This window comes from Marinobacter sp. G5_S1_61_S3, from assembly GCF_054968585.1.
Map to the genome: position 1 here is coordinate 1 of NZ_JBQKUK010000001.1, position 18,416 is coordinate 18,416.

15 protein-coding genes are annotated in these 18,416 nt (G+C 57.6%); 5 read left to right on the forward strand and 10 right to left on the reverse strand.

Features of this window, described 5'->3' with window-relative positions; translation table 11 throughout:
• Positions 1 to 46 precede the first annotated feature (46 nt).
• The 3 genes from ahpC to ACTRWH_RS00015 form a co-directional block, all read right to left on the reverse strand.
• The gene (ahpC, locus tag ACTRWH_RS00005) at positions 47 to 610 is read right to left on the reverse strand and encodes an alkyl hydroperoxide reductase subunit C (RefSeq protein WP_007153032.1); all 564 of its coding nucleotides are present in this window, start codon (positions 608 to 610) and stop codon (positions 47 to 49) included.
• Between the two features lie 147 nt (positions 611 to 757).
• Complete coding sequence (locus ACTRWH_RS00010) at positions 758 to 1,864, reverse strand: histone deacetylase family protein (RefSeq protein ID WP_036211650.1); 1,107 nt, start codon at positions 1,862 to 1,864, stop codon at positions 758 to 760.
• Positions 1,865 to 1,930: 66 nt separating this feature from the next.
• Entirely contained in the window at positions 1,931 to 2,680 is a 750-nt protein-coding gene (locus tag ACTRWH_RS00015; RefSeq protein WP_036211652.1) for an NAD(P)H-dependent oxidoreductase, read from the reverse strand.
• A 285-nt stretch (positions 2,681 to 2,965) separates the two neighbouring features.
• Here ACTRWH_RS00015 and ACTRWH_RS00020 point away from each other — a divergent pair, with 285 nt between their 5' ends.
• Positions 2,966 to 5,890: a GlyGly-CTERM sorting domain-containing protein gene (locus tag ACTRWH_RS00020; protein WP_462825744.1), complete on the forward strand. Its 2,925-nt coding sequence runs from the start codon at positions 2,966 to 2,968 to the stop codon at positions 5,888 to 5,890.
• A 12-nt stretch (positions 5,891 to 5,902) separates the two neighbouring features.
• Here the strand turns inward: ACTRWH_RS00020 and ACTRWH_RS00025 are convergent, their stop codons facing one another.
• The 3 genes from ACTRWH_RS00025 to ACTRWH_RS00035 form a co-directional block, all read right to left on the reverse strand.
• The gene (locus tag ACTRWH_RS00025) at positions 5,903 to 7,792 is read right to left on the reverse strand and encodes a monovalent cation:proton antiporter-2 (CPA2) family protein (RefSeq protein WP_462825745.1); all 1,890 of its coding nucleotides are present in this window, start codon (positions 7,790 to 7,792) and stop codon (positions 5,903 to 5,905) included.
• A 101-nt stretch (positions 7,793 to 7,893) separates the two neighbouring features.
• Positions 7,894 to 8,619: an anti-sigma factor gene (locus tag ACTRWH_RS00030; protein WP_085678281.1), complete on the reverse strand. Its 726-nt coding sequence runs from the start codon at positions 8,617 to 8,619 to the stop codon at positions 7,894 to 7,896.
• Entirely contained in the window at positions 8,616 to 9,107 is a 492-nt protein-coding gene (locus tag ACTRWH_RS00035) for an RNA polymerase sigma factor (protein ID WP_041332886.1), read from the reverse strand. Before ACTRWH_RS00035 ends, ACTRWH_RS00030 begins: the two co-directional genes overlap by 4 nt.
• Positions 9,108 to 9,234: 127 nt before the next feature.
• On the opposite strand from ACTRWH_RS00035, the gene ACTRWH_RS00040 reads away from it, so the two are divergent.
• On the forward strand, positions 9,235 to 10,569 hold the full coding sequence (locus tag ACTRWH_RS00040) for a S8 family serine peptidase (RefSeq protein ID WP_462825746.1): 1,335 nt from the start codon (positions 9,235 to 9,237) through the stop codon (positions 10,567 to 10,569).
• A 10-nt stretch (positions 10,570 to 10,579) separates the two neighbouring features.
• Here ACTRWH_RS00040 and ACTRWH_RS00045 read toward each other — a convergent pair whose 3' ends face one another.
• The 3 genes from ACTRWH_RS00045 to ACTRWH_RS00055 form a co-directional block, all read right to left on the reverse strand.
• Positions 10,580 to 11,548 carry a surface lipoprotein assembly modifier gene (locus tag ACTRWH_RS00045; RefSeq protein WP_036211659.1) on the reverse strand — a complete coding sequence of 323 codons (969 nt, stop codon included), beginning with the start codon at positions 11,546 to 11,548 and terminating at the stop codon, positions 10,580 to 10,582.
• A 69-nt stretch (positions 11,549 to 11,617) separates the two neighbouring features.
• Positions 11,618 to 12,130 carry a hypothetical protein gene (locus ACTRWH_RS00050; protein ID WP_091644436.1) on the reverse strand — a complete coding sequence of 171 codons (513 nt, stop codon included), beginning with the start codon at positions 12,128 to 12,130 and terminating at the stop codon, positions 11,618 to 11,620.
• A gap of 89 nt (positions 12,131 to 12,219) precedes the next feature.
• A complete protein-coding gene (locus tag ACTRWH_RS00055) occupies positions 12,220 to 13,092 on the reverse strand; it encodes a sterol desaturase family protein (RefSeq protein ID WP_085678273.1) in 873 nt (290 codons plus the stop codon).
• 91 nt (positions 13,093 to 13,183) lie between these two features.
• Between ACTRWH_RS00055 and ACTRWH_RS00060 the strand changes: the two genes are divergently transcribed.
• The gene (locus ACTRWH_RS00060) at positions 13,184 to 14,086 is read left to right on the forward strand and encodes a LysR family transcriptional regulator (protein WP_136633731.1); all 903 of its coding nucleotides are present in this window, start codon (positions 13,184 to 13,186) and stop codon (positions 14,084 to 14,086) included.
• Here ACTRWH_RS00060 and ACTRWH_RS00065 read toward each other — a convergent pair.
• The gene (locus ACTRWH_RS00065) at positions 14,076 to 15,020 is read right to left on the reverse strand and encodes a LysR substrate-binding domain-containing protein (RefSeq protein WP_462825747.1); all 945 of its coding nucleotides are present in this window, start codon (positions 15,018 to 15,020) and stop codon (positions 14,076 to 14,078) included. The genes ACTRWH_RS00060 and ACTRWH_RS00065 overlap by 11 nt on opposite strands.
• A 188-nt stretch (positions 15,021 to 15,208) precedes the next feature.
• Between ACTRWH_RS00065 and ACTRWH_RS00070 the strand changes: the two genes are divergently transcribed.
• Entirely contained in the window at positions 15,209 to 16,720 is a 1,512-nt protein-coding gene (locus ACTRWH_RS00070) for a CoA-acylating methylmalonate-semialdehyde dehydrogenase (RefSeq protein WP_041332875.1), read from the forward strand.
• A 27-nt stretch (positions 16,721 to 16,747) separates the two neighbouring features.
• A complete protein-coding gene (locus tag ACTRWH_RS00075; RefSeq protein ID WP_462825748.1) occupies positions 16,748 to 18,415 on the forward strand; it encodes a GMC family oxidoreductase N-terminal domain-containing protein in 1,668 nt (555 codons plus the stop codon).
• Position 18,416: the final 1 nt, after the last annotated feature.

An 18,416-nucleotide genomic window follows, 5' to 3' on the forward strand; every position in this document is an offset into this window, starting at 1 on the left:
AGGCCCGCAGAGCGGGCCTTTTACAGGTTTCACTGTTACCGAAACCTTAGATCTTGCCAACCAGGTCCAGTGACGGAGTCAGAGTCGCTTCGCCTTCTTTCCACTTGGCCGGGCAAACTTCGCCGGGGTTGTTACGAACGTACTGAGCCGCTTTTACCTTGCGCAGCAGGTCGTCAGCGTCACGGCCGATACCTTCGGCAGTGATTTCCATGGCCTGGATAACACCATCCGGGTCGATCAGGAAAGTAGCGCGGTCTGCCAGGCCCTGGCCCTCACGCATCACACCAAAGTTGTTGGTGATGGTGCCGGTCTGGTCGCCTACCATGAAGTAGTTGATCTTGCCGATAGTCTCGGAGCTGCTGTGCCACGCCTTGTGGGTAAAGTGCGTATCGGTGGATACGGAGAATACTTCCACACCCAGCTTCTGCAGCTCTTCATACTTGTCGGCAACGTCGCCCAGCTCGGTCGGGCATACAAAAGTGAAGTCGGCCGGGTAGAAGAAGAAGACAGACCACTTCCCTTTTACGTCGGCTTCAGAAATTTCAACGAACTCGCCGCCTTTAAAGGCGGTGGCGTTGAACGGTTTAATTTCGCTGTTAATCATACCCATAGTAGATATCTCCCGTTGGTTGAGTTTAGGCATTGGCTAACTTGAGTTGGCTAAAGTATTGATTTGATCAAAAACATTCAAATTGATTGTTTTTAGCCGTTCGATAGGAAACCGCTATTTTATTTTTGGGAAGGCTGCAGAGAAGGACTAATCCGTGTTATCGGGCTCGAAGGCGCCCTTATGAAAATCGATGGCAGTGTCCACTTCTTCCATGCCGCAGACCCTTGGTTCCGCCAACGTGCCACCGGCCAGTGCCCGAAGCACTGCGTGCACGCCATGAGACAATGATTCGGTATTGTAACCGCCCTCCAGCACCATGACCAGCCGGCCGTTACAGTGCTTGTCCGCAATTTCCTGCACAATGCCCGTCATGGCTGAGAAGCCTTCGTAGGACACATTGAGCGCCAGGTCGTACCAATGGGCATCAAAGCCGGCGGAAACCAGTACCAGGTCCGGTTTGAAGTAGTCTGCGGCGGGTACCAGTATCTCCCGCAGCGCTTTCAGGTAAGCGACATCGCCCGCGCCACCGGGCATGGGCACGTTAATGGTGGTGCCCTCGCCCAGGCCGGCGCCTACGTCGGTTAACGCGCCACTACCTGGGTAAAATGGTGCGGCCCGGTGAATATCAAAAAACATGGTGTCCGGATCCGCCCAGAAGATGTCCTGGGTACCATTGCCATGGTGGGCGTCCCAGTCGACGATCAATACCCGTTCACAGCCCAGCTCCGCCTGCGCGTGTGCAGCCGCAACGGCAACATTATTGAAGAGGCAGAACCCCCTTGCGCGTACTGGCTCAGCATGGTGACCAGGCGGCCTGACCATTGCGAAGGCGCTGTTCGTTCGGCCCTCAACCACCGCTTCCACGGCTGCGATGGCCGTGCCTGCAGCGACTTCGGCAGCTTCAACACTGCCCGGTGAAACGGCTGTGGTATCCACATCCAGCCACGCACTTTCGTCCCGCAATGAGAATATGTCGTCCAGGAACGAAGTCGTATGAACCCGGCTCAACTGATCCGGCGTTGCCGCCTTACCAGGCTCGATCCGGACACCGGGAATGGGATCACGGGCAAGCAAGTCCATGATCGCGGTAATACGGCCTGGATGCTCGGGGTACTTCCACTGCACATTGAGGCCTGAAAGAATGGAACGTACCCGTTTGTCCAGGCGGCCGGGCAGGAAATCCATGTTGGTATCGGGGTGATGGGCCAATACCCGTTCATCGTAAAAGACCGTGACGTCCCGTTGTTGTGCCAAGGCGATGCTCTCCTCTGCCGGGCCTTAGCTCAAGCATAGTCTTCTCAGGGCAAATCACAACGTTGCTCACAACCGCCAACGCGTCGGATTCGAGTGTTTGAGCACTCCGGCATCGTCCCAGTCATTCCAGCCAGTAAAGGGAATTGGCGCGTCCTGTTCAATCCCCGACAACCGGTGCGCCCACTGGTCTTTCAGTGCCTCCAGATGGTCCCGGAACGCGCCTTCCTCCTGATAGCGGATGCCGCCACCCTGCACCCCATAGCTTATGTGCGGTGCCAGCACGTCATAGCCCACGTAATACAGTGAAGAATGAACCGGCCACAGCCATTCCACCATATTGCCGGCGCGGCCAAATGGCATGAACGCCTGCTCCGGCGAACCTGTGGTCACGGAACACATCGCCTGTTTACCGCGAAAATAGCCACGATCATAGCGCATGCTTCCCGAGTAAAGTCCGCCATAGACCAACACACGATCAAACCAGCCCTTCAATATGGCGGGTTGAGAATGCCACCATAGCGGAAACTGGAAAATCACCAGATCGGCCCAATTCAGCCTGGCTATCTCACGCTGCACGTCTTGAGGTAATGCATTGGCATCATAGTGAGCCCGCTGCTCCGTCAGCGGAGCAAAATAGCACTCATCCTGACGCTTGCCATACCACGACGAACGCTCCACCGGATCAAAACCTTCCCCATAGAGATCGTCTATTTCTACCTCGTGCCCCGCCAGATTCAGGGTTTCCGTAGCCACATCCACCAAACCCCCACTGAATGACCGCCTTTCCGGGTGGGCCAGTACAATCAGTACCTTCATGTCTGAATTCTCCTTCGTGTTTCATTGAATTCAGACTACCCCTTTCAAAAACGAACAGATATTCCACAAATGTGATAGCTGTATTTGCATGAATGAACAGAACCTTCAGTGGAGAATCAACAGACTGGGGTTTCCCCAATGAGACACCTATCAAGTTAATGCCGCGGATGATTAACTATCCTTAATCAATTAACATCATACCGTGCACGACGCACGTGATGTGTGTGAAGAACGCCTGATCCGCGTTCAGTATCGTTGTCCAGTCACTTAAACAGGGAACGTTGTATGCGACATTCTCCAAAGGCGCTGAAAGCGTTCTTTCTGGTGTGTTTTTGCTTTTTTTCGACCGTTTCTCACGCTGCGCTGGTTGATATCGACCAGGACGATGGTGTGATTTATTTCACTTTCGCTGCCCCGAATAAAGTCGTCCGCTACGACATGGTGTCGCAATCCATGTTGTCGGATATTCCCCTCAATAACGTACCAACAGCCGCAGAAATTCAGGGTAACAATCTGTATGTGGCCTATCGGCGCAGTGCCTACGCAATAGATCTCGATTCGCAGACACCGACTTTCATTGCCAACACCGGCGAAGACATGACGGCACTCCATGCGGTAGGAAACGCCCTTTATCTGGTACAGGGTTTCAACCGGGTCATGGCTCGGAACCTGTCAGATTACACACTCATAGAAGAAAAAACGGTTTTCTACAGGGGGACCGGGTCTGTGGGATCACCAGCACAGTCAGCGCTGTACTATCGGTCAGACGGCACTTCACCGTCCGATATTGTTAAAATCCCACTCAATGCGGATGGCACAATGGGGAGCGATATGGACAGCCCCGCCCACGGGGATTATCCCAGTGCCAGTCAACTTTACCTGTTCCCGGATGAAAGTCGCGTACTCGACAATCAGGGCATCCTTTATTTCGCCAACGACCTGACCTACGCCGGCAGCCTTGCTGGCGCGTTTGACGATATGACTTTCTGGCAGGGCGACCTGCTGGTGCTCCGTGGCAATACCGTTCATCAATACAACAACGCCATGCTGGAAGTGGCTCAGATGGGCCTCAACCAGCAACCTCTGAAAATTGCCAGCTACGGTGACGCTGTCTTTGCTTTCTACGAGAACAGCAGTCAGATCGGTGTTGAAGTATTGGACCTCGACAGTCTTGCCACGCCATCGCCAGGCGAGCCCCCCAATCCGGAAACTTCGGATTTCATCCCGGATTTCATCGAGTTCGACAGCCAGGAAGGCCTGTTGTATCTGGCCGACCGGGAGACACTGGCCATTCACATCTGGTCGGCGGAAACGCAAACCTATGTTGACAGCATCGGCCTGCTGAACCCACCCACGTGGATGACGTATTCCCCAGCCCATGGGCGACTTTACCTGGGCTACACTGGTGGAAAGATCAGCCAGATAGTCATGTCCACCGGGACACTTCAGGAAACTCCGTTCACCAACCTGCCACAAAGTGTTCTGGGTCTGGAATCCGCAGGCGATTATCTCTTTGCGGTGGATGCATCCGGTGCCTGGGAGCGGTTTTACAGCTTTGACGCATCCGGAACAATGGTGGACTCCGTTGAATGGCGGCACGCCAGCTCAGAATACCTATGGAATCCTGTCACCGAGCGTATCTATCACTTCCGGTCCGGAACATCGCCCAATGACATTGAATGGTCCGAGCTGAGCTCAACCACCGGGCTTTTGGGCAGCAAGGGCGACTCCCCCTATCACAGCAGCGGCTACGCAGCCGCACCATTGCACTTCGACCCTGCAGGCCAATTGCTGCTGACCGGCGGAGGCAAGCTCCACGACGCCTATTCCCTCGCCGAACTCAACTATCTGTCCAATGAAATAACAGACGCCGCCTGGACGGGAGATACCCTCCACACCATTGCAGCAGTTGATGGCAATGCCGTGCTGCAAACCTGGTCCGACAACTACGAGCTCCTTGAAGAGAACTCTATATTCGATGCCCTGGACACCCGTATTCTGGCCTATGGCGCCCACCTGGTGGCGATTGAAATGGCCGCAAGCGGGGGGCCTGACATCTCAGTACTCGATTTCACAGCGGACACTGACGACGACGGGCTGTTTGACCTCGAAGATAACTGCCCCAACACCGCCAATGCCAATCAAGACAATCATGATGGCGATGAGTTTGGCGACGCCTGTGACAATGATTCCGACAACGACGGCATCCCCGACACAGACGAACTCGCAGTGGGACTGGATCCCTTTGACAGTGCCGATGCCCAGGAAGACCTGGACGCAGACGGTTACAGCAATCTGAGCGAGTACCTCAACGGTACATCCATGACCGATGAGGAGGATTATCCTGCAGGGGATCCCAACCTCGATTCCGATGGAGACGGCCTGCCAGACTCGCTGGAAGACCAGTATCTGGCGCTCGACCCATACAATCCCGATGATGCGTCCCAGGACTATGACGGTGACGGCGCCACGAACGCCTCAGAAGTCGCCTCCGGTTACAATCCCGACGTTTCTGACGACTTTCCCACCCACAATACGATGGACTTTTTCCCCTTGGGGGACATCACCTGGGTTTTCTCCGACCCATCGGATGGCTACCAGTTCCGAAGCGAATCCATAAGCGGCGCAGGTATGTTCAAGTTCATTTTTCCCAATGGCGATGACCGCCTGGTACGTCGTACTACTGGCGTCTATCTGCTTGAAAGCCGGTTTGTTGATTCGGAAGGAGATCGGATTCGAATCACCTACGGGGATGGTCTGCTAATGATCCCCAGCTCGCTTGAGCTGGGCACGAGTGTCACTTCACGTGCCACCCTCTCCAGCTACATCAATGGCCGGCAGGGCAATCAGGTCAATTTCACCACGACCATTGAATTGATTGAGGAGTCCACAACCAGCGTAGACGGCGAGCCGCGTGCCGTGTTGGTCACACTCAGACAAACCCGTATCACCATGGATGGACAGCTTCTGGACAATACTATTGAAATTGAGGCCTTTGCGGAGGGTGTGGGGCGGATCTACAGCTCCCTTGATCCGGACGCCGAGCTGTCGGCCTACAACGTCCAGCAAGTGGACAACTCCATTTCCTCCGGCTCGGCCTCTGACGACTCATCGTCAGGCGGTGGTGGCGGTAGCATGTCCTGGCCGATATTGGCCCTGCTGTTTATGATGGGATGGGGTCGGCGCCGGTTCAGGTTCAGCACCAACTAGGCATCGCAGACATCACTCATCCGTTCTGGGAGGTGACCACAAGGGCACCTCCTCACGGCTGGGCGGTTCCCAGTCCTGCTGCATCACGTCACTCAGGGTGTCCTCCAGCTTCATGAACAGCTCACCATAACGGGGGCTAAAGCGGATACCCTCTTCGATTTCCTTCCAGGCGTCGAACAGTTCGTCCTCGTGGGACTTCTCATTATTGATAAATGCCCAGGTCATCTGCCGCGACCGCAATGGGTGAACGCCAAATGCGGTCAGTGCATGGCCACCCAGCTCCACCGCAGAATGGTAGGTTTCGCTCACGACGTCGTCAGCGCCGGCCTGGCGCAACTGATAGCCATGGCCCCGATCGAACGCCCGTGCCAGTACCCAGACGCCGGGGTAGTGTTGTTTGACATGGTGCACCAGGGCCACGGCTCTATCCCGGTCGTCAATCGCAACCACGAGCAAGCGCGCGTGGGCGATGCCCGCCGTTTCCAGTAACCCCGTATGGCTGGCGTCACCGAAATAGCTTTTGATGTTGATACGTCGCAGGTTTTCGATCTGATCCAGGGCCAGATCCAGCGCGACAATGGGAATCTTGTTGGCGCGCAACAACCGGCACACAATCTGGCCAAATCGTCCAACCCCGGCCACGATCACTGGCGCCTGCTCCTCGATCACATCGGCTTCCCGCTGCTCATTGCGGGCTTCACGATACCGCGGCAAGATCAGCCGGTCGTAGGCAATAAACAACAGCGGCGTCAGGAACATGGACAGCGCCACCACCAATCCCAGAAGCTGGGCGATGTCCGCGGGGATCACACTGTTCTGCATGCTGTAGGTCAGCAGCACGAAGCCGAATTCGCCGGCCTGGGCCAGCCCGAGGGTGAACAGCCAGCCATCACGGCCCCGCAGCCCGAATAACAATGCCAGGAGCAGCAGAATTGCTGCCTTGACCAGGATAACCGCCAGCGCCAATGTGATCACTGTGCCCCATTGCGCCGCCAGCACCTCAAAGTTGATACCGGCACCCACCGTGATGAAAAACAATCCGAGCAGTAGCCCTTTGAAGGGCTCAATGTTGGCCACGAGTTCGTGACGGAACTCGCTGTTGGCCAGCACCACACCGGCGAGGAAGGCCCCGAGCGCCGGCGACAGATTGACGATGCTCATCAGCGCGGCGATACCGATCACCAGCATTAACGCGGTGGCCGTAAAAACCTCCCGCATACCGGACTGAACCACGTAACGAAACAGGGGCCGGCTCAGGTAATGACCGCCGACGATCACCGTAGTCACAGAGCCGATCACCACCAGGGCGTGAGCCCAGCCTGGCAGATGCGCCACCAGGCTGAAACCGCCCTGGTGCCCGGGGTCCGTCACCCCAACGCCCGCCAGTTCGGATATCGCCAGCAGGGGAATCACCGCCAGCATGGGAATGACCGCAATATCCTGGAACAACAGCACCGAGAAAGCGCCCCGGCCCCCCTCGGTTTTGCTAAGTCCTTTCTCGTTCAGGGTCTGCAGCACAATGGCGGTGGAAGACAACGAGAAGATAAGGCCAACGGCGACGGTGGTCTGCCATTGCAGCCCCATCCACCAGGCAATCGCCATTCCGGCAGCGGAGGTGAGCACCACTTGCAGGCCGCCCAGGCCCAGCAAACGAATTCGCATGGCCCAGAGGGATTTCGGGTCCAGCTCCATGCCCACCAGAAACAGCATCATGACCACACCAAACTCGGCAAAATGCTGAATGGTTGCGGTTTCCTGGCCCACCAGCCCCGTCACCGGCCCGATGACGACACCGGCCACCAGATACCCCAATACCGACCCCAAACCCAGGCGCTTCGCCAATGGCACCGCGACAACAGCAGCGGTCAGATAGATAAACGCCTGGATAAAGTATTCGGTCATTACGGCCCCATCAGGTCAGCGAAGGATAAACACCTTGATACTAGCTGGATTCCCCCGTGTTGCCATCCACCGGAACCGCAAACCGCTGGGACGCAGGACTGTTAATTACGCCTCCACTGCTGTTCAAGCAACGCACGCTCCTGGTTCGGCCCAACGGGGGGCGTGGCCATCATCCGGTCCAGTTCCTCGTCAAGCACACTGCCACCGCTCGCTGTCTGGTATACATCAGGTGCCAGGGAAGGCTCTGCTTCGGCAGTGGCCACCTGTTCCCAGGAACCCTCGCCAGTGCGACAGGCAATTTGCTCCGACGCGGACGTTTGCGTCTCCAGGCGGAACTGACGGCACCATTGGCCGGCCTGGCTCTGGAACGTCAGTCTCGGCGTCAGGCTTGCCTGGTCATTAACCTGGTAAACTTCGCCACTGGGCTGGCTATCCAGAACGTTCGCCACCGCGGGCGACATCGGATCGCCGTCCGTTGCTACCGTCAGCCATTGCGTCAGCGCCACCCCCGCGATGATAGCGGCGGCGATCGCTTTACCCGTGTGGCCGGGCAGCCTGCGCCACCACGGAAAAGTGACCACATTGTCCTGCGCGGGCGCAGCACTCCGGGAGGCCTTTTCCTCCAGCATTCGGGTAATTGATGCCGGCATGGGACGGTCATCGATCGAGCCGTAATGGGCCTGTAGTTCGGCATCCACGGACGCCATCTCGGCCAGTCGATCTGCCAGCGTTGGATCCTTCTCAATCTGGTCCCGAACCGCTTCCATCTCCGCGTCGGTCAGTTCGTTATCGAGGAAAGCCGACAGGGTTTCATCAGTCATCTTCATGAATCGGTCCTCATGGTTACAGGCGCCAGGGCCTCGCTTAATGCCGCCCTGGCTCGGGCCAGCCGGCTCATCACCGTACCCTTGGGCACTTCCAGAATCTCAGCCACGATTTTGTAGGGCATGCCCTGGATTGCCACCAGGGAGATAATCTGGCGTTGGTCCTGTGGCAATCTTGCCATCGCAGCGTCCACTCGGTGCCATTCGATCTCTTTGGTGGTCTGGTGCTCGCCATTGATCACCTGGCCATCCGTCAACTCCGGATGTTCCGCGGCGTCCCGCCGAACCTTACGCGCGCGACACTCGTCTATCCAGACGTTACGGCAAACCCGGAATGCCCACTTGGTAAGGTCGGCGTCGTCCGGCATGTCCCGGGTCAACAAACGCTCCACCGTATTCTGTAGCAGGTCGTCGGCGTCTGACAGGGAGCCGGTCAACGAGTAGGCGAATCGTCGGAGCCTTGGTAATAGTTCGGTGATTTCCTCTTTCATAGCCTTCCATTTCCAAAGGTGCTATCGGTAAAACGGTCGTGAAACCGATTTATTCCATGAACGAAGGAATTTTTTTTCCGCCGGGCCGTTGTATCGTATGACACACATCTTTAATCGGACGGGCACGATGAAACCTTTTCTCTTGAGACACTTGTTCCCTGCAATCGCTCTTTGCACGCTTTCCGCACCGGCCTTGTCCATCGGTGTCGGTGACGTAACCAGCGGCCAGATAGATCCAATAACCCGCCAGGTTGAACAGAAGACACAGCGCATGGTGGAGCAGGCCATGGACCGTCGCCTTGAGAAGCAGATCAACACACAGGCCACAGAGCTCATGGAACAGCTCGAAGCGTTACCGTCAGTCCTTTCCATTCTCACGCGTCAGGGACAGAAAGCGTTCAATGATATCCAACTGGACGACGGTTTCCGTGCCGTGGAAGGTCAGTGGCTGGTGACCGGTACCGCTGCGGAACTCGCCCGCCTTGACCAGCCGGAGATCACAGTTCTCGAACGCCGAGAGCTGACCGGCCTGGGAATGACCGTGGTGCGCTTCCGGGTCACTGCCGAGCTGGATTCCCATAATGCCCTACAGGACGCCCTACCAGAACTCGCGGATCGGCTGGACCGCAACCATATCTATGCTCCGCAAACGGGTGCGAAAGAGCCCCTGTCAGAGACCAAAGTGCCACAGTGGCGTAGCCTCTGCACCGCCCCGGTTCGCGTTGGAATGGTGGATACGTCGATTGCCACAGACCATCGGGTATTTGAAAGTGCACAGGTTGTGCAGGAGCGTTTTCTGGCATTGGCGGAAATGGAAGGAAGTCTCGCTGAGCCTATGATTCACGGCACGGCCGTCGCCAGCCTGCTGGTGGGCAACCGGCCTGGGCAATGGCCTGCCCGGCTGCCGCAGGCTACGATCTTCAATGCCTCGGTGTTCTATGACCGGGATCGCACCCTCTCAGGCGCCACACTTGGTCATTTACTGGAAGGCCTGAACTGGCTGGCCGGTCAGGATTTGTCGGTTATCAACATCAGCCTGACCGGCCCGGACAACCAGCTTCTCGCTGCGGCGGTGAGCCGCCTCACGGAGCGCGGCGTGCTGATGGTTGCGGCGGTAGGCAATCAAGGGCCCTCTGCCCCGCCATTATATCCGGCCGCCTACACAGAAGTGATCGGTGTGACGGCGGCTGATAGTTCCGGGAAGCTCTACCGCTGGGCCAATCGGGGTGAACAGGTGATGTTTGCCAGCAACGGCGTCACCGTTCCGGTAGCACACCCTGATGCCGGCATGGTTGCAGACAGCGGCACCTCGCTGGCGTCGCCGGTGGTTGCCGCTGCACTGGCCTGCCAACGTAATGAACTTTCGGAAGACAAGGCCATTGGTGCCCTGATCAATGCAGCGAAGGATCTTGGCCGTCCTGGCCGAGACACCGAATTCGGTCACGGCTTTCTGGATTTCTGACTGTCGGGTTTCAGAAATCCGCCCTGAGCGTCACCCCCGCCACCGTCTTGTCGTAATCCGCAGAATCCACGTTCGAGGTGTACTGGCCCCAGGAAACACTGGGCTCAACACTAAACACCTCGTTGAGTCCAATCCGCCAGCTGGCCTCCAGAATACGGGCTTTGTCCGCCCGCTCATTGCTTGAGCGTTCGGTAAGGTCACCGGTCAGAGGGTCCGTCAGAACCGGGCTGGTACTGGTGACGGTCACCTCTTCATACTCCCTGTCCTCGTAACGCCAGCCAAACCGCAGGCGGTTTTCCTCGCCGGCCAGGATAAACCGATGCACCAACGCTACCCGAACGCGAAGCAGGTCATTGTCGTAGGCTTTCGCCTCCGCATCTTCGCGATCACCGTCAAGGCCGAGTAGAAAGTGGCTCTGGGCCTGGTTGAAAAAGAAGAACGCATCCAGACTGGCGCCTTTTATCTCGGCATCCCGCGCATCACTGTCATCAAATTCCTTGCGCTTGTCCTGCAGGCTGCCACGCAGATAAACGTCCTCCGCGAGCAGGCTGCCCAGATAGACACTGGCACGCCGGAAATCGAGGAACGGGTCTGACCCCAGGGTTGCGTGGGAATAGTAGTAACTGGTGCCAACGGTGACCGGGTCGAAGTCATAACTGACATCGGCCGACAGCAGGTGAATGTCCTGATCGAATTCATCAAGGTTCTGGTACCGTCTGCCCGAGAGCGAATAGCCGAGCGTCACGTTTAACCGCTCGGTGGGTTTCAGGATGCCTTCCAGACCGGCGTCGAAAACCCAGGCCTGATCGCTCTCATCGGCGGACGTGTTCAGTTCATCCACGGTCACGTTGCTGTCGTGCTCGTAACCGCCTTCAAGATATCCGTTCGCTGACGCTTTCTCCTGCGCCTGAACCATTAATACCGGTGACGCCAGGCCAATGGCCAGGGGCAAGGTCAAAATACGTTGAATCAACTGCATGTCTGCTCCTTTCACTTGGGCGTCCAAAAGAAAGCCGGGCCCTATGGCCCGGCGAGTCTGGAGGAGTGGTTATAGCAGGCCGCCACTGCCGGACCCTTTCACGGTCCCCTTGACGGTGTTCTGCACTTCACTCCGGACGCTCTCAGATACAGACGTTCCGATCTGCTGATTGGTTTCAGCGCGAATTTCAGCATTTCGGGTCTCGTTCATGCGCTCTTGCGCCTGTTCGCGCTTCTCACCAGCTTCATCGCGAGCCGTGTCCGCTGTAGCATCGGCGGTTGCTCGCACCTTCTGGCCGGTTTCAACGCCAGCGCTGACCGCCTGATCGGCCCTTCCGCGGGCTTCTTCACTGGCCGCCTGGCGTTGGTCGGCAGCTTCGTCTCGAGCGGCTTCGCCGTTGACACTGCCCTCTGCGCTTGCAGAGGCACCACCATTCGCGGAAACACCGTTGCGGGTGCTGGCTTCCGCACTCATGTTGGTTTCAGCCTGCGCGTTTGCATTGGCCGCGCCAGACCCTTCTGCGGCGAAAACGCCGGTGGAAAGAATGGAACAGATTGCGAGTGTCAGTACATGCTTTTTCATGGTTACGTCCTCCTGATTTACCCGTTTCGGGTGGCTTTCATCAGGGAGACGGCTGAGCCTGGCGTTTATTCCAAAAAAAATTTCACCGCCTATGTTTTTGGCACATAGGGTCGAACATCCCAGCAGAAATAGCGTTTCAATGCACTGTTCGCCTCATGGTCTTTCTGGCGCCAGCCATAGACCTTGGGTTTGCTGGTTTCAATGGCGAGTGTGCCAAACACCAGCCAATCGTAGATCGCCAGCGTGGAGGTCACATTCTTGGCTGAATTGGGCCCGCGGGCGTGATGATGGTGGTGCTGAGTGGGAAAGACCAGAATATGCGCCAGTGCCCACATGGTCTTGCGAACCCAGGCCCAGCGGTGGTTGTGGAAATACAGGTCATAATTCCAGTTCACATGAGTATGGGCCGCCCATAGTCCCTTGAAGGCGGTGGCAATCAGGAACACCTCTACCAGCCCCAGATAAAGACACAGCAACTGGAAGGTGTAGTTGGGCATGATCAGCCACCAGGCCCAGCCATTGACGAAGGTCTGCGTTACCGTCAATTGGCCCTTGTTGTCCTGGCCGCCCGACATGTGGTGCGGGCGGTGGCTCATCTTGTAGAACGCCTGAACCCATTGCAGAACACGGTTATTGGGTCGGCGCCGGTGGGCAAACAGGTGGAAACTGCCGTGGATAAACTCTTCCACGCAGAAAAACACGATCAACGTGGGCCAGAAATACGCCTGTTCGAGCCAGGCCAGTGAACCGGCGCTGCCAGGAATCAGCGTTGACAGACCCAGCGTCAGCAACAGCAACACCAACGGCCTTTGCACCGCCACCATCATGAACGTGGCAAGAAATGCCATGCGCCAGTCCTGCGTGTTCTTGCGACCTTCACGGGTACGGCCGCTGACTACCTCCCAAAGGGCGGTAACCACAATAAAAGCCGTAACCAGCATCGTCAGTTTTTGGTCGTCCATTATTGTTCTCCGAGACGAGGGTTTGTACGTCTTCTGACGCTACTGGGGAGAGCTATATCTTTCTATTCAATATTTGGTATAAGTATTATCCATGAAACTGAATTTACGAAGCGTCGACCTCAACCTGCTGCCGGTATTCGATGCCATTATGGAAGCCGGGCAACTCTCCCGTGCCGCAGACACCCTGGGCATGAGCCAGCCCGCCATCAGTGCCGCATTGCAGCGCCTGCGTCATACCCTGGATGATCCCCTGTTTGTGCGTACCCATCAGGGCATGGTGCCGACACCCCGCGCCCGTGAGCTGCACAGAAGCCTCAGCCAGCAACTCGGCGCCATGCGCGACACACTGGACCCGGCCAATCGCTTTGTGCCCGGCACCAGCCAGCGACGCTTTCGCGTGCTCAGCAACGACTATTTCGAAATGGTGGTGTTACCAACGTTACTGACACGCCTGAGAAGCGAGGCGCCCAATGTGGTGGTGGAGGTCGCCCTGGCCGGCGATGACATGCCCCAGAGGCTGTATACCGCCGAAGCGGATCTTGCCGTGGATGCCTTTGCAACAGAGAACGATCGACTACGGCGGCAAGTGCTTCTCGCGGAGAGGCTTGCGGTGGTGGCACGACAGGACCACCCAGACCTGCAGGGCGATTGCAGCAAACAGCAGTTTCTGGACGCCGAACACGTCGTACTGCCGGATCGGAACCGGCGCTTGCCCCTGGACCAGATCCTCAACGAACCGGGTTGGCAGCGGCGAACCGGGGCCCGGGTCACCCAGTTCGCCAGTATGCTGGCCACCTGCAGCCGCTCCGACATGATTGCCACGGTGCCCGAACGTCTGGCCCAGCAGTACGCCCGGGCATTCGGGCTGAAGACCCTGCCGTTTCCGGTAGAGGTACCCTCGTTGCCGGTCTACCTGCTGTGGGCACCGGTGATGGACAATGACCCGGCCCATATTTGGTTCCGCCAGCGTCTGATGGAAAGTGTCACGGGCTAATGGGCCGGTTTTCACGATCGATGTCATCAAGAGTCTCAAACAACCACACACCAGCAAGAGCCTCCAGCGCCTCTGCAATCACCAGCTCTTCCTCCCGGTCCTTGCGCCAGATAAAACTCAGGGCACAGGGGATACGCACGCCTTCCACAACGACCAGCCCCCGTTCCTGTCGCTCTGCCATCGCCAGGGCATCCCGGGCCAGGCTGAGCCCGACGCCCGCCCTGACCAGGTCCAGCATGCAGGCTTCCTGGTCGACCTGTGCAACGCCATTTGGAACCAATCCATGAGGCTCCATTGCGTCAGCCAATAACCGATTGTGCACTGAATCCGGCGGTGTCACGATCCAGGGCAGCCCGGCGAGGCTCGACCAGCGACTGTCCGCCACCCGTGACGCCCATCCCGCCGGTGCAATAACGTGATAGTCAAACCGGGTCAGCTCTCTGTACATTAACTCTGGCGATGACTGTCCAGCGCCCAGACCTGGCGGGGCAAGAAAAAAACCAACGTCCAGGCTGCCATTGCGAACCTGTTCCAGAACCCGGCCACTCATTCCCTGATGCAGCTCGGTTTCAAGTTGGGGCGCGCGAGCCACCAATTGGTGTAGAAACGACCCCAGACGGATAAATTCGGGGTCCACGATGGTGCCAATCTTAAGGCGTCCACGAACAGTACTGTGCAATGCCTGGGCGCTTTGCTCAAATGCAGCTATCCCCGCCAACGCCCTTTCGGCCACCGGCAACAGGTTGTGACCATCAGCACTCAGCACCAAACCCTGCGGCTTACGCCGAAAAAGCCTGAGGCCAAGATCATCTTGTAACTGTTTCAGCTTCAGGCTCACGGCCGGCTGTGTCAGATGCAGTCGCTCGGCAGCCCTGGAAACACTCCCCTCACGAGCCACAGACACAAAGGCACGTAATCCCTGCAAGTGTTGCATAGCCGTCTTTCCCTCCTGAGCTCCAATATAAGCATTACTTATATCATGATTTAAAATAACTCAATTGCTTCGGTACCTGACCGACCGTAAATTAACTGTTCAATTCTTATCCAGCGGCGACGAATGCCCCGAATAAAGGCATCCAGAACCCTTACAAAAAACTGAATCAAAAACAGGAAAAGACAACCATGAGCAATCCAACGATCCAGCATTATATCAATGGGCGAATTTCAGAAGGCAGCTCCGGCCAAACTCAGGACGTATTCAATCCCGCTACCGGCAAGGTCTCAGGCCAGACCGCTCTTGCCAACCGCGATGATGTTGATCAGGCCGTGGCCGCTGCGTCTGCTGCCTTCCCAAGCTGGGCGGACACCCCGCCGATTCGTCGCGCACGTGTCATGTTCAGGTTTCTGGAACTGCTTAACCAGCACAAAGACGAACTGGCCGAAGCGATAACTCGCGAACATGGCAAGGTCTTTACCGACGCTCAGGGGGAAGTTGCCCGGGGGATTGATATCGTGGAGTTTGCCTGCGGTATTCCCCAGCTTCTCAAAGGCGACTATACCGAACAGGTCAGTACCGGTATCGATAACTGGACGACCCGCCAGCCCCTGGGCGTGGTCGCTGGTATTACGCCGTTTAACTTCCCGGTGATGGTGCCCATGTGGATGTTCCCGGTGGCAATCGCTGCCGGCAATACCTTTGTGCTCAAGCCCAGCCCGATCGACCCCAGTGCGTCTCTGATGCTCGCTGATTTGCTCAAACAGGCTGGCCTGCCCGACGGCGTGTTCAATGTGGTGCAGGGTGACAAGGGTGCGGTGGAAGCGCTCATTGAGCACCCGGACGTCATGGCGCTGAGTTTTGTCGGCTCCACTCCGATTGCCAATCTGATCTATGAAAATGGCGCCCGTCACGGCAAGCGCATTCAGGCCCTCGGCGGCGCCAAGAACCACATGGTGGTTATGCCCGATGCCGATCTGGACAAAGCCGTGGATGCGCTCATTGGCGCGGGTTACGGCAGTGCCGGCGAACGTTGCATGGCCATCAGCGTGGCGGTTCTGGTCGGTGATGTCGCTGACAAACTCATCCCCAGGCTGGCCGAGAGGGCACGCAGCCTGAAGGTCAGGAACGGCATGGACCTGGACGCCGAAATGGGTCCGATTGTCAGTGCCAGCGCTCACCAGCGCATTACCGGTTATATTGATAAAGGTGTGGCTGAAGGCGCTGAACTGGTGGTCGACGGCCGCGACTTCGATGCAACGTCAACGGGCGAAGGCTGCGGCGAAGGTTTCTGGATGGGTGGCACGCTGTTCGATCACGTCACTCCGGAGATGACAATTTACCGGGAAGAGATCTTCGGCCCGGTGCTGGCCTGTGTGCGGGTTCCCGATGTTGCGACTGCCATCCGCCTGATCAATGATCATGAATTCGGCAACGGTGTCAGCTGTTTCACCGAGAGCGGCAGCGTCGCCCGTGAATTTGGCCGTCGCATTCAGATTGGCATGGTCGGTATCAACGTGCCCATTCCGGTTCCCATGGCCTGGCACGGATTCGGTGGCTGGAAACGCTCAATGTTTGGCGACACCCATGCCTACGGTGAAGAGGGCGTTAAATTCTATACTCGGCAGAAATCCATTATGCAGCGCTGGTCAGACTCCATCGATGCCGGTGCCGAGTTTGTGATGCCAACCGCCAAGTAACACGCAAACCAGTCCGGGAGACAGACCATGTCCAATAACAACAATGCACACGGGCAGCACGAGTTTGATTACATCGTCGTCGGGGCCGGCTCTGCCGGCTGCCTGCTGGCCAACCGTCTGAGCGCCGACCCGGCCAACCGGGTGCTGCTGATCGAGGCGGGCGGTCGTGACAATTACCACTGGATCCATATTCCAGTGGGCTACCTTTATTGCATCGACAATCCGCGCACGGACTGGCGCTTTCGCACCGAGCCGGACCCCGGCCTGAATGGTCGATCACTGATCTACCCCAGGGGGAAAACCCTGGGTGGCTGCTCCAGCATCAATGGCATGCTCTACATTCGTGGCCAGGCCCGGGATTACAACCACTGGGCCGATGTTACCGGAGAGCAGGCGTGGTCATGGGATAACTGCCTACCCGACTTTATGCGTCATGAAGATCACTACCGGTTGGACGAAGAAGGCGACGCCGATCCGGAACACGGGAATTACCACGGCCACGGCGGTGAGTGGCGGATCGAGCATCAGCGGCTGAAATGGACCGTTCTGGAGGATTTTGCCAGCGCCTGCGTTCAGGCTGGCATTCCCCGAACCCGGGACTTCAACCGCGGCGACAACGAAGGCGTTGACTACTTCGAAGTCAACCAGCGCTCCGGCTGGCGCTGGAGCACCTCGAAGGCGTTCCTGCGGCCAGCCAAGACGCGCCCTAACCTGACACTGTGGCATTCCACCCATGTCATGGCGCTGGACATGGCGGCCGGTGAAAAGCCCCGATGCACCGGCGTACGTGTTGAACGACCGGGAGAGGGGGAAATTACCGCCCGCGCACGCCGCGAAGTCATCCTCTCAGCCGGCGCTATCGGATCCCCCCAGTTGCTGCAGCTGTCGGGCATTGGCCCCGCGGATCTGCTTCGGGAACACGATATCCCGGTTGTTGCCGACTTACCCGGCGTCGGCGAGAATCTTCAGGATCACCTTCAGATTCGATCGGTCTACAAGGTTCGGGGCGCGAAGACCCTGAACACCATGGCCAACTCACTGATTGGCAAGGCACGAATTGGGCTGGAGTATCTGCTTACCCGCTCCGGCCCCATGAGCATGGCCCCCTCCCAACTCTGTCTGTTTACCCGCAGTTCCGAAGAATATGAGTACGCCAACATCCAGTACCACGTTCAGCCATTGAGTCTGGAGGCATTTGGCCAGCCTTTGCATGACTTTCCAGCCATTACCGCCAGCGTTTGTAACCTCAACCCGACGAGCCGCGGTACCGTGCGTATTCGTAGCCGGGACTCCAGAATCAAGCCCGCCATTGCCCCCAACTACCTGAACACCGAGGAAGACCGCAAGGTCGCAGCGGATTCCCTTCGGGTAACGCGCCGCATTGCAGAGCAGCAGGCATTGGCCAAGTATGAGCCGGAAGAATTCAAACCGGGCCTTCAGTACCAGACCGATGAGGAACTTACCCGGTTGGCGGGAGACATTGGCACCACGATTTTTCACCCTGTGGGAACCACCCGCATGGGGCGGGCAGACGACGACATGGCAGTCGTCGATCCTCACCTCAGAGTTCGTGGCGTCGCCGGCCTGCGCGTGGTGGATGCCGGTGTCATGCCGACCATCACCAGTGGTAACACCAACTCCCCCACACTGATGATTGCGGAGAAAGCGGCAGGCTGGATTCTGAACGGCACGTAAG

What these genes read in the sequence shown, in the direction of transcription:
- ACTRWH_RS00075 (WP_462825748.1), top strand. Translation starts at nt 16,748, where the DNA reads ATGTCCAATAACAACAATGCACACGGGCAGCACGAGTTTGATTACATC.
- ACTRWH_RS00055 (WP_085678273.1), bottom strand. Translation starts at nt 13,092, where the DNA reads ATGGACGACCAAAAACTGACGATGCTGGTTACGGCTTTTATTGTGGTT.
- ACTRWH_RS00035 (WP_041332886.1), bottom strand. Translation starts at nt 9,107, where the DNA reads ATGAAAGAGGAAATCACCGAACTATTACCAAGGCTCCGACGATTCGCC.
- ACTRWH_RS00025 (WP_462825745.1), bottom strand. Translation starts at nt 7,792, where the DNA reads ATGACCGAATACTTTATCCAGGCGTTTATCTATCTGACCGCTGCTGTT.
- ACTRWH_RS00015 (WP_036211652.1), bottom strand. Translation starts at nt 2,680, where the DNA reads ATGAAGGTACTGATTGTACTGGCCCACCCGGAAAGGCGGTCATTCAGT.
- ACTRWH_RS00020 (WP_462825744.1), top strand. Translation starts at nt 2,966, where the DNA reads ATGCGACATTCTCCAAAGGCGCTGAAAGCGTTCTTTCTGGTGTGTTTT.
- ACTRWH_RS00030 (WP_085678281.1), bottom strand. Translation starts at nt 8,619, where the DNA reads ATGAAGATGACTGATGAAACCCTGTCGGCTTTCCTCGATAACGAACTG.
- ahpC (WP_007153032.1), bottom strand. Translation starts at nt 610, where the DNA reads ATGGGTATGATTAACAGCGAAATTAAACCGTTCAACGCCACCGCCTTT.
- ACTRWH_RS00060 (WP_136633731.1), top strand. Translation starts at nt 13,184, where the DNA reads ATGAAACTGAATTTACGAAGCGTCGACCTCAACCTGCTGCCGGTATTC.
- ACTRWH_RS00045 (WP_036211659.1), bottom strand. Translation starts at nt 11,548, where the DNA reads ATGCAGTTGATTCAACGTATTTTGACCTTGCCCCTGGCCATTGGCCTG.
- ACTRWH_RS00050 (WP_091644436.1), bottom strand. Translation starts at nt 12,130, where the DNA reads ATGAAAAAGCATGTACTGACACTCGCAATCTGTTCCATTCTTTCCACC.
- ACTRWH_RS00070 (WP_041332875.1), top strand. Translation starts at nt 15,209, where the DNA reads ATGAGCAATCCAACGATCCAGCATTATATCAATGGGCGAATTTCAGAA.
- ACTRWH_RS00040 (WP_462825746.1), top strand. Translation starts at nt 9,235, where the DNA reads ATGAAACCTTTTCTCTTGAGACACTTGTTCCCTGCAATCGCTCTTTGC.
- ACTRWH_RS00065 (WP_462825747.1), bottom strand. Translation starts at nt 15,020, where the DNA reads ATGCAACACTTGCAGGGATTACGTGCCTTTGTGTCTGTGGCTCGTGAG.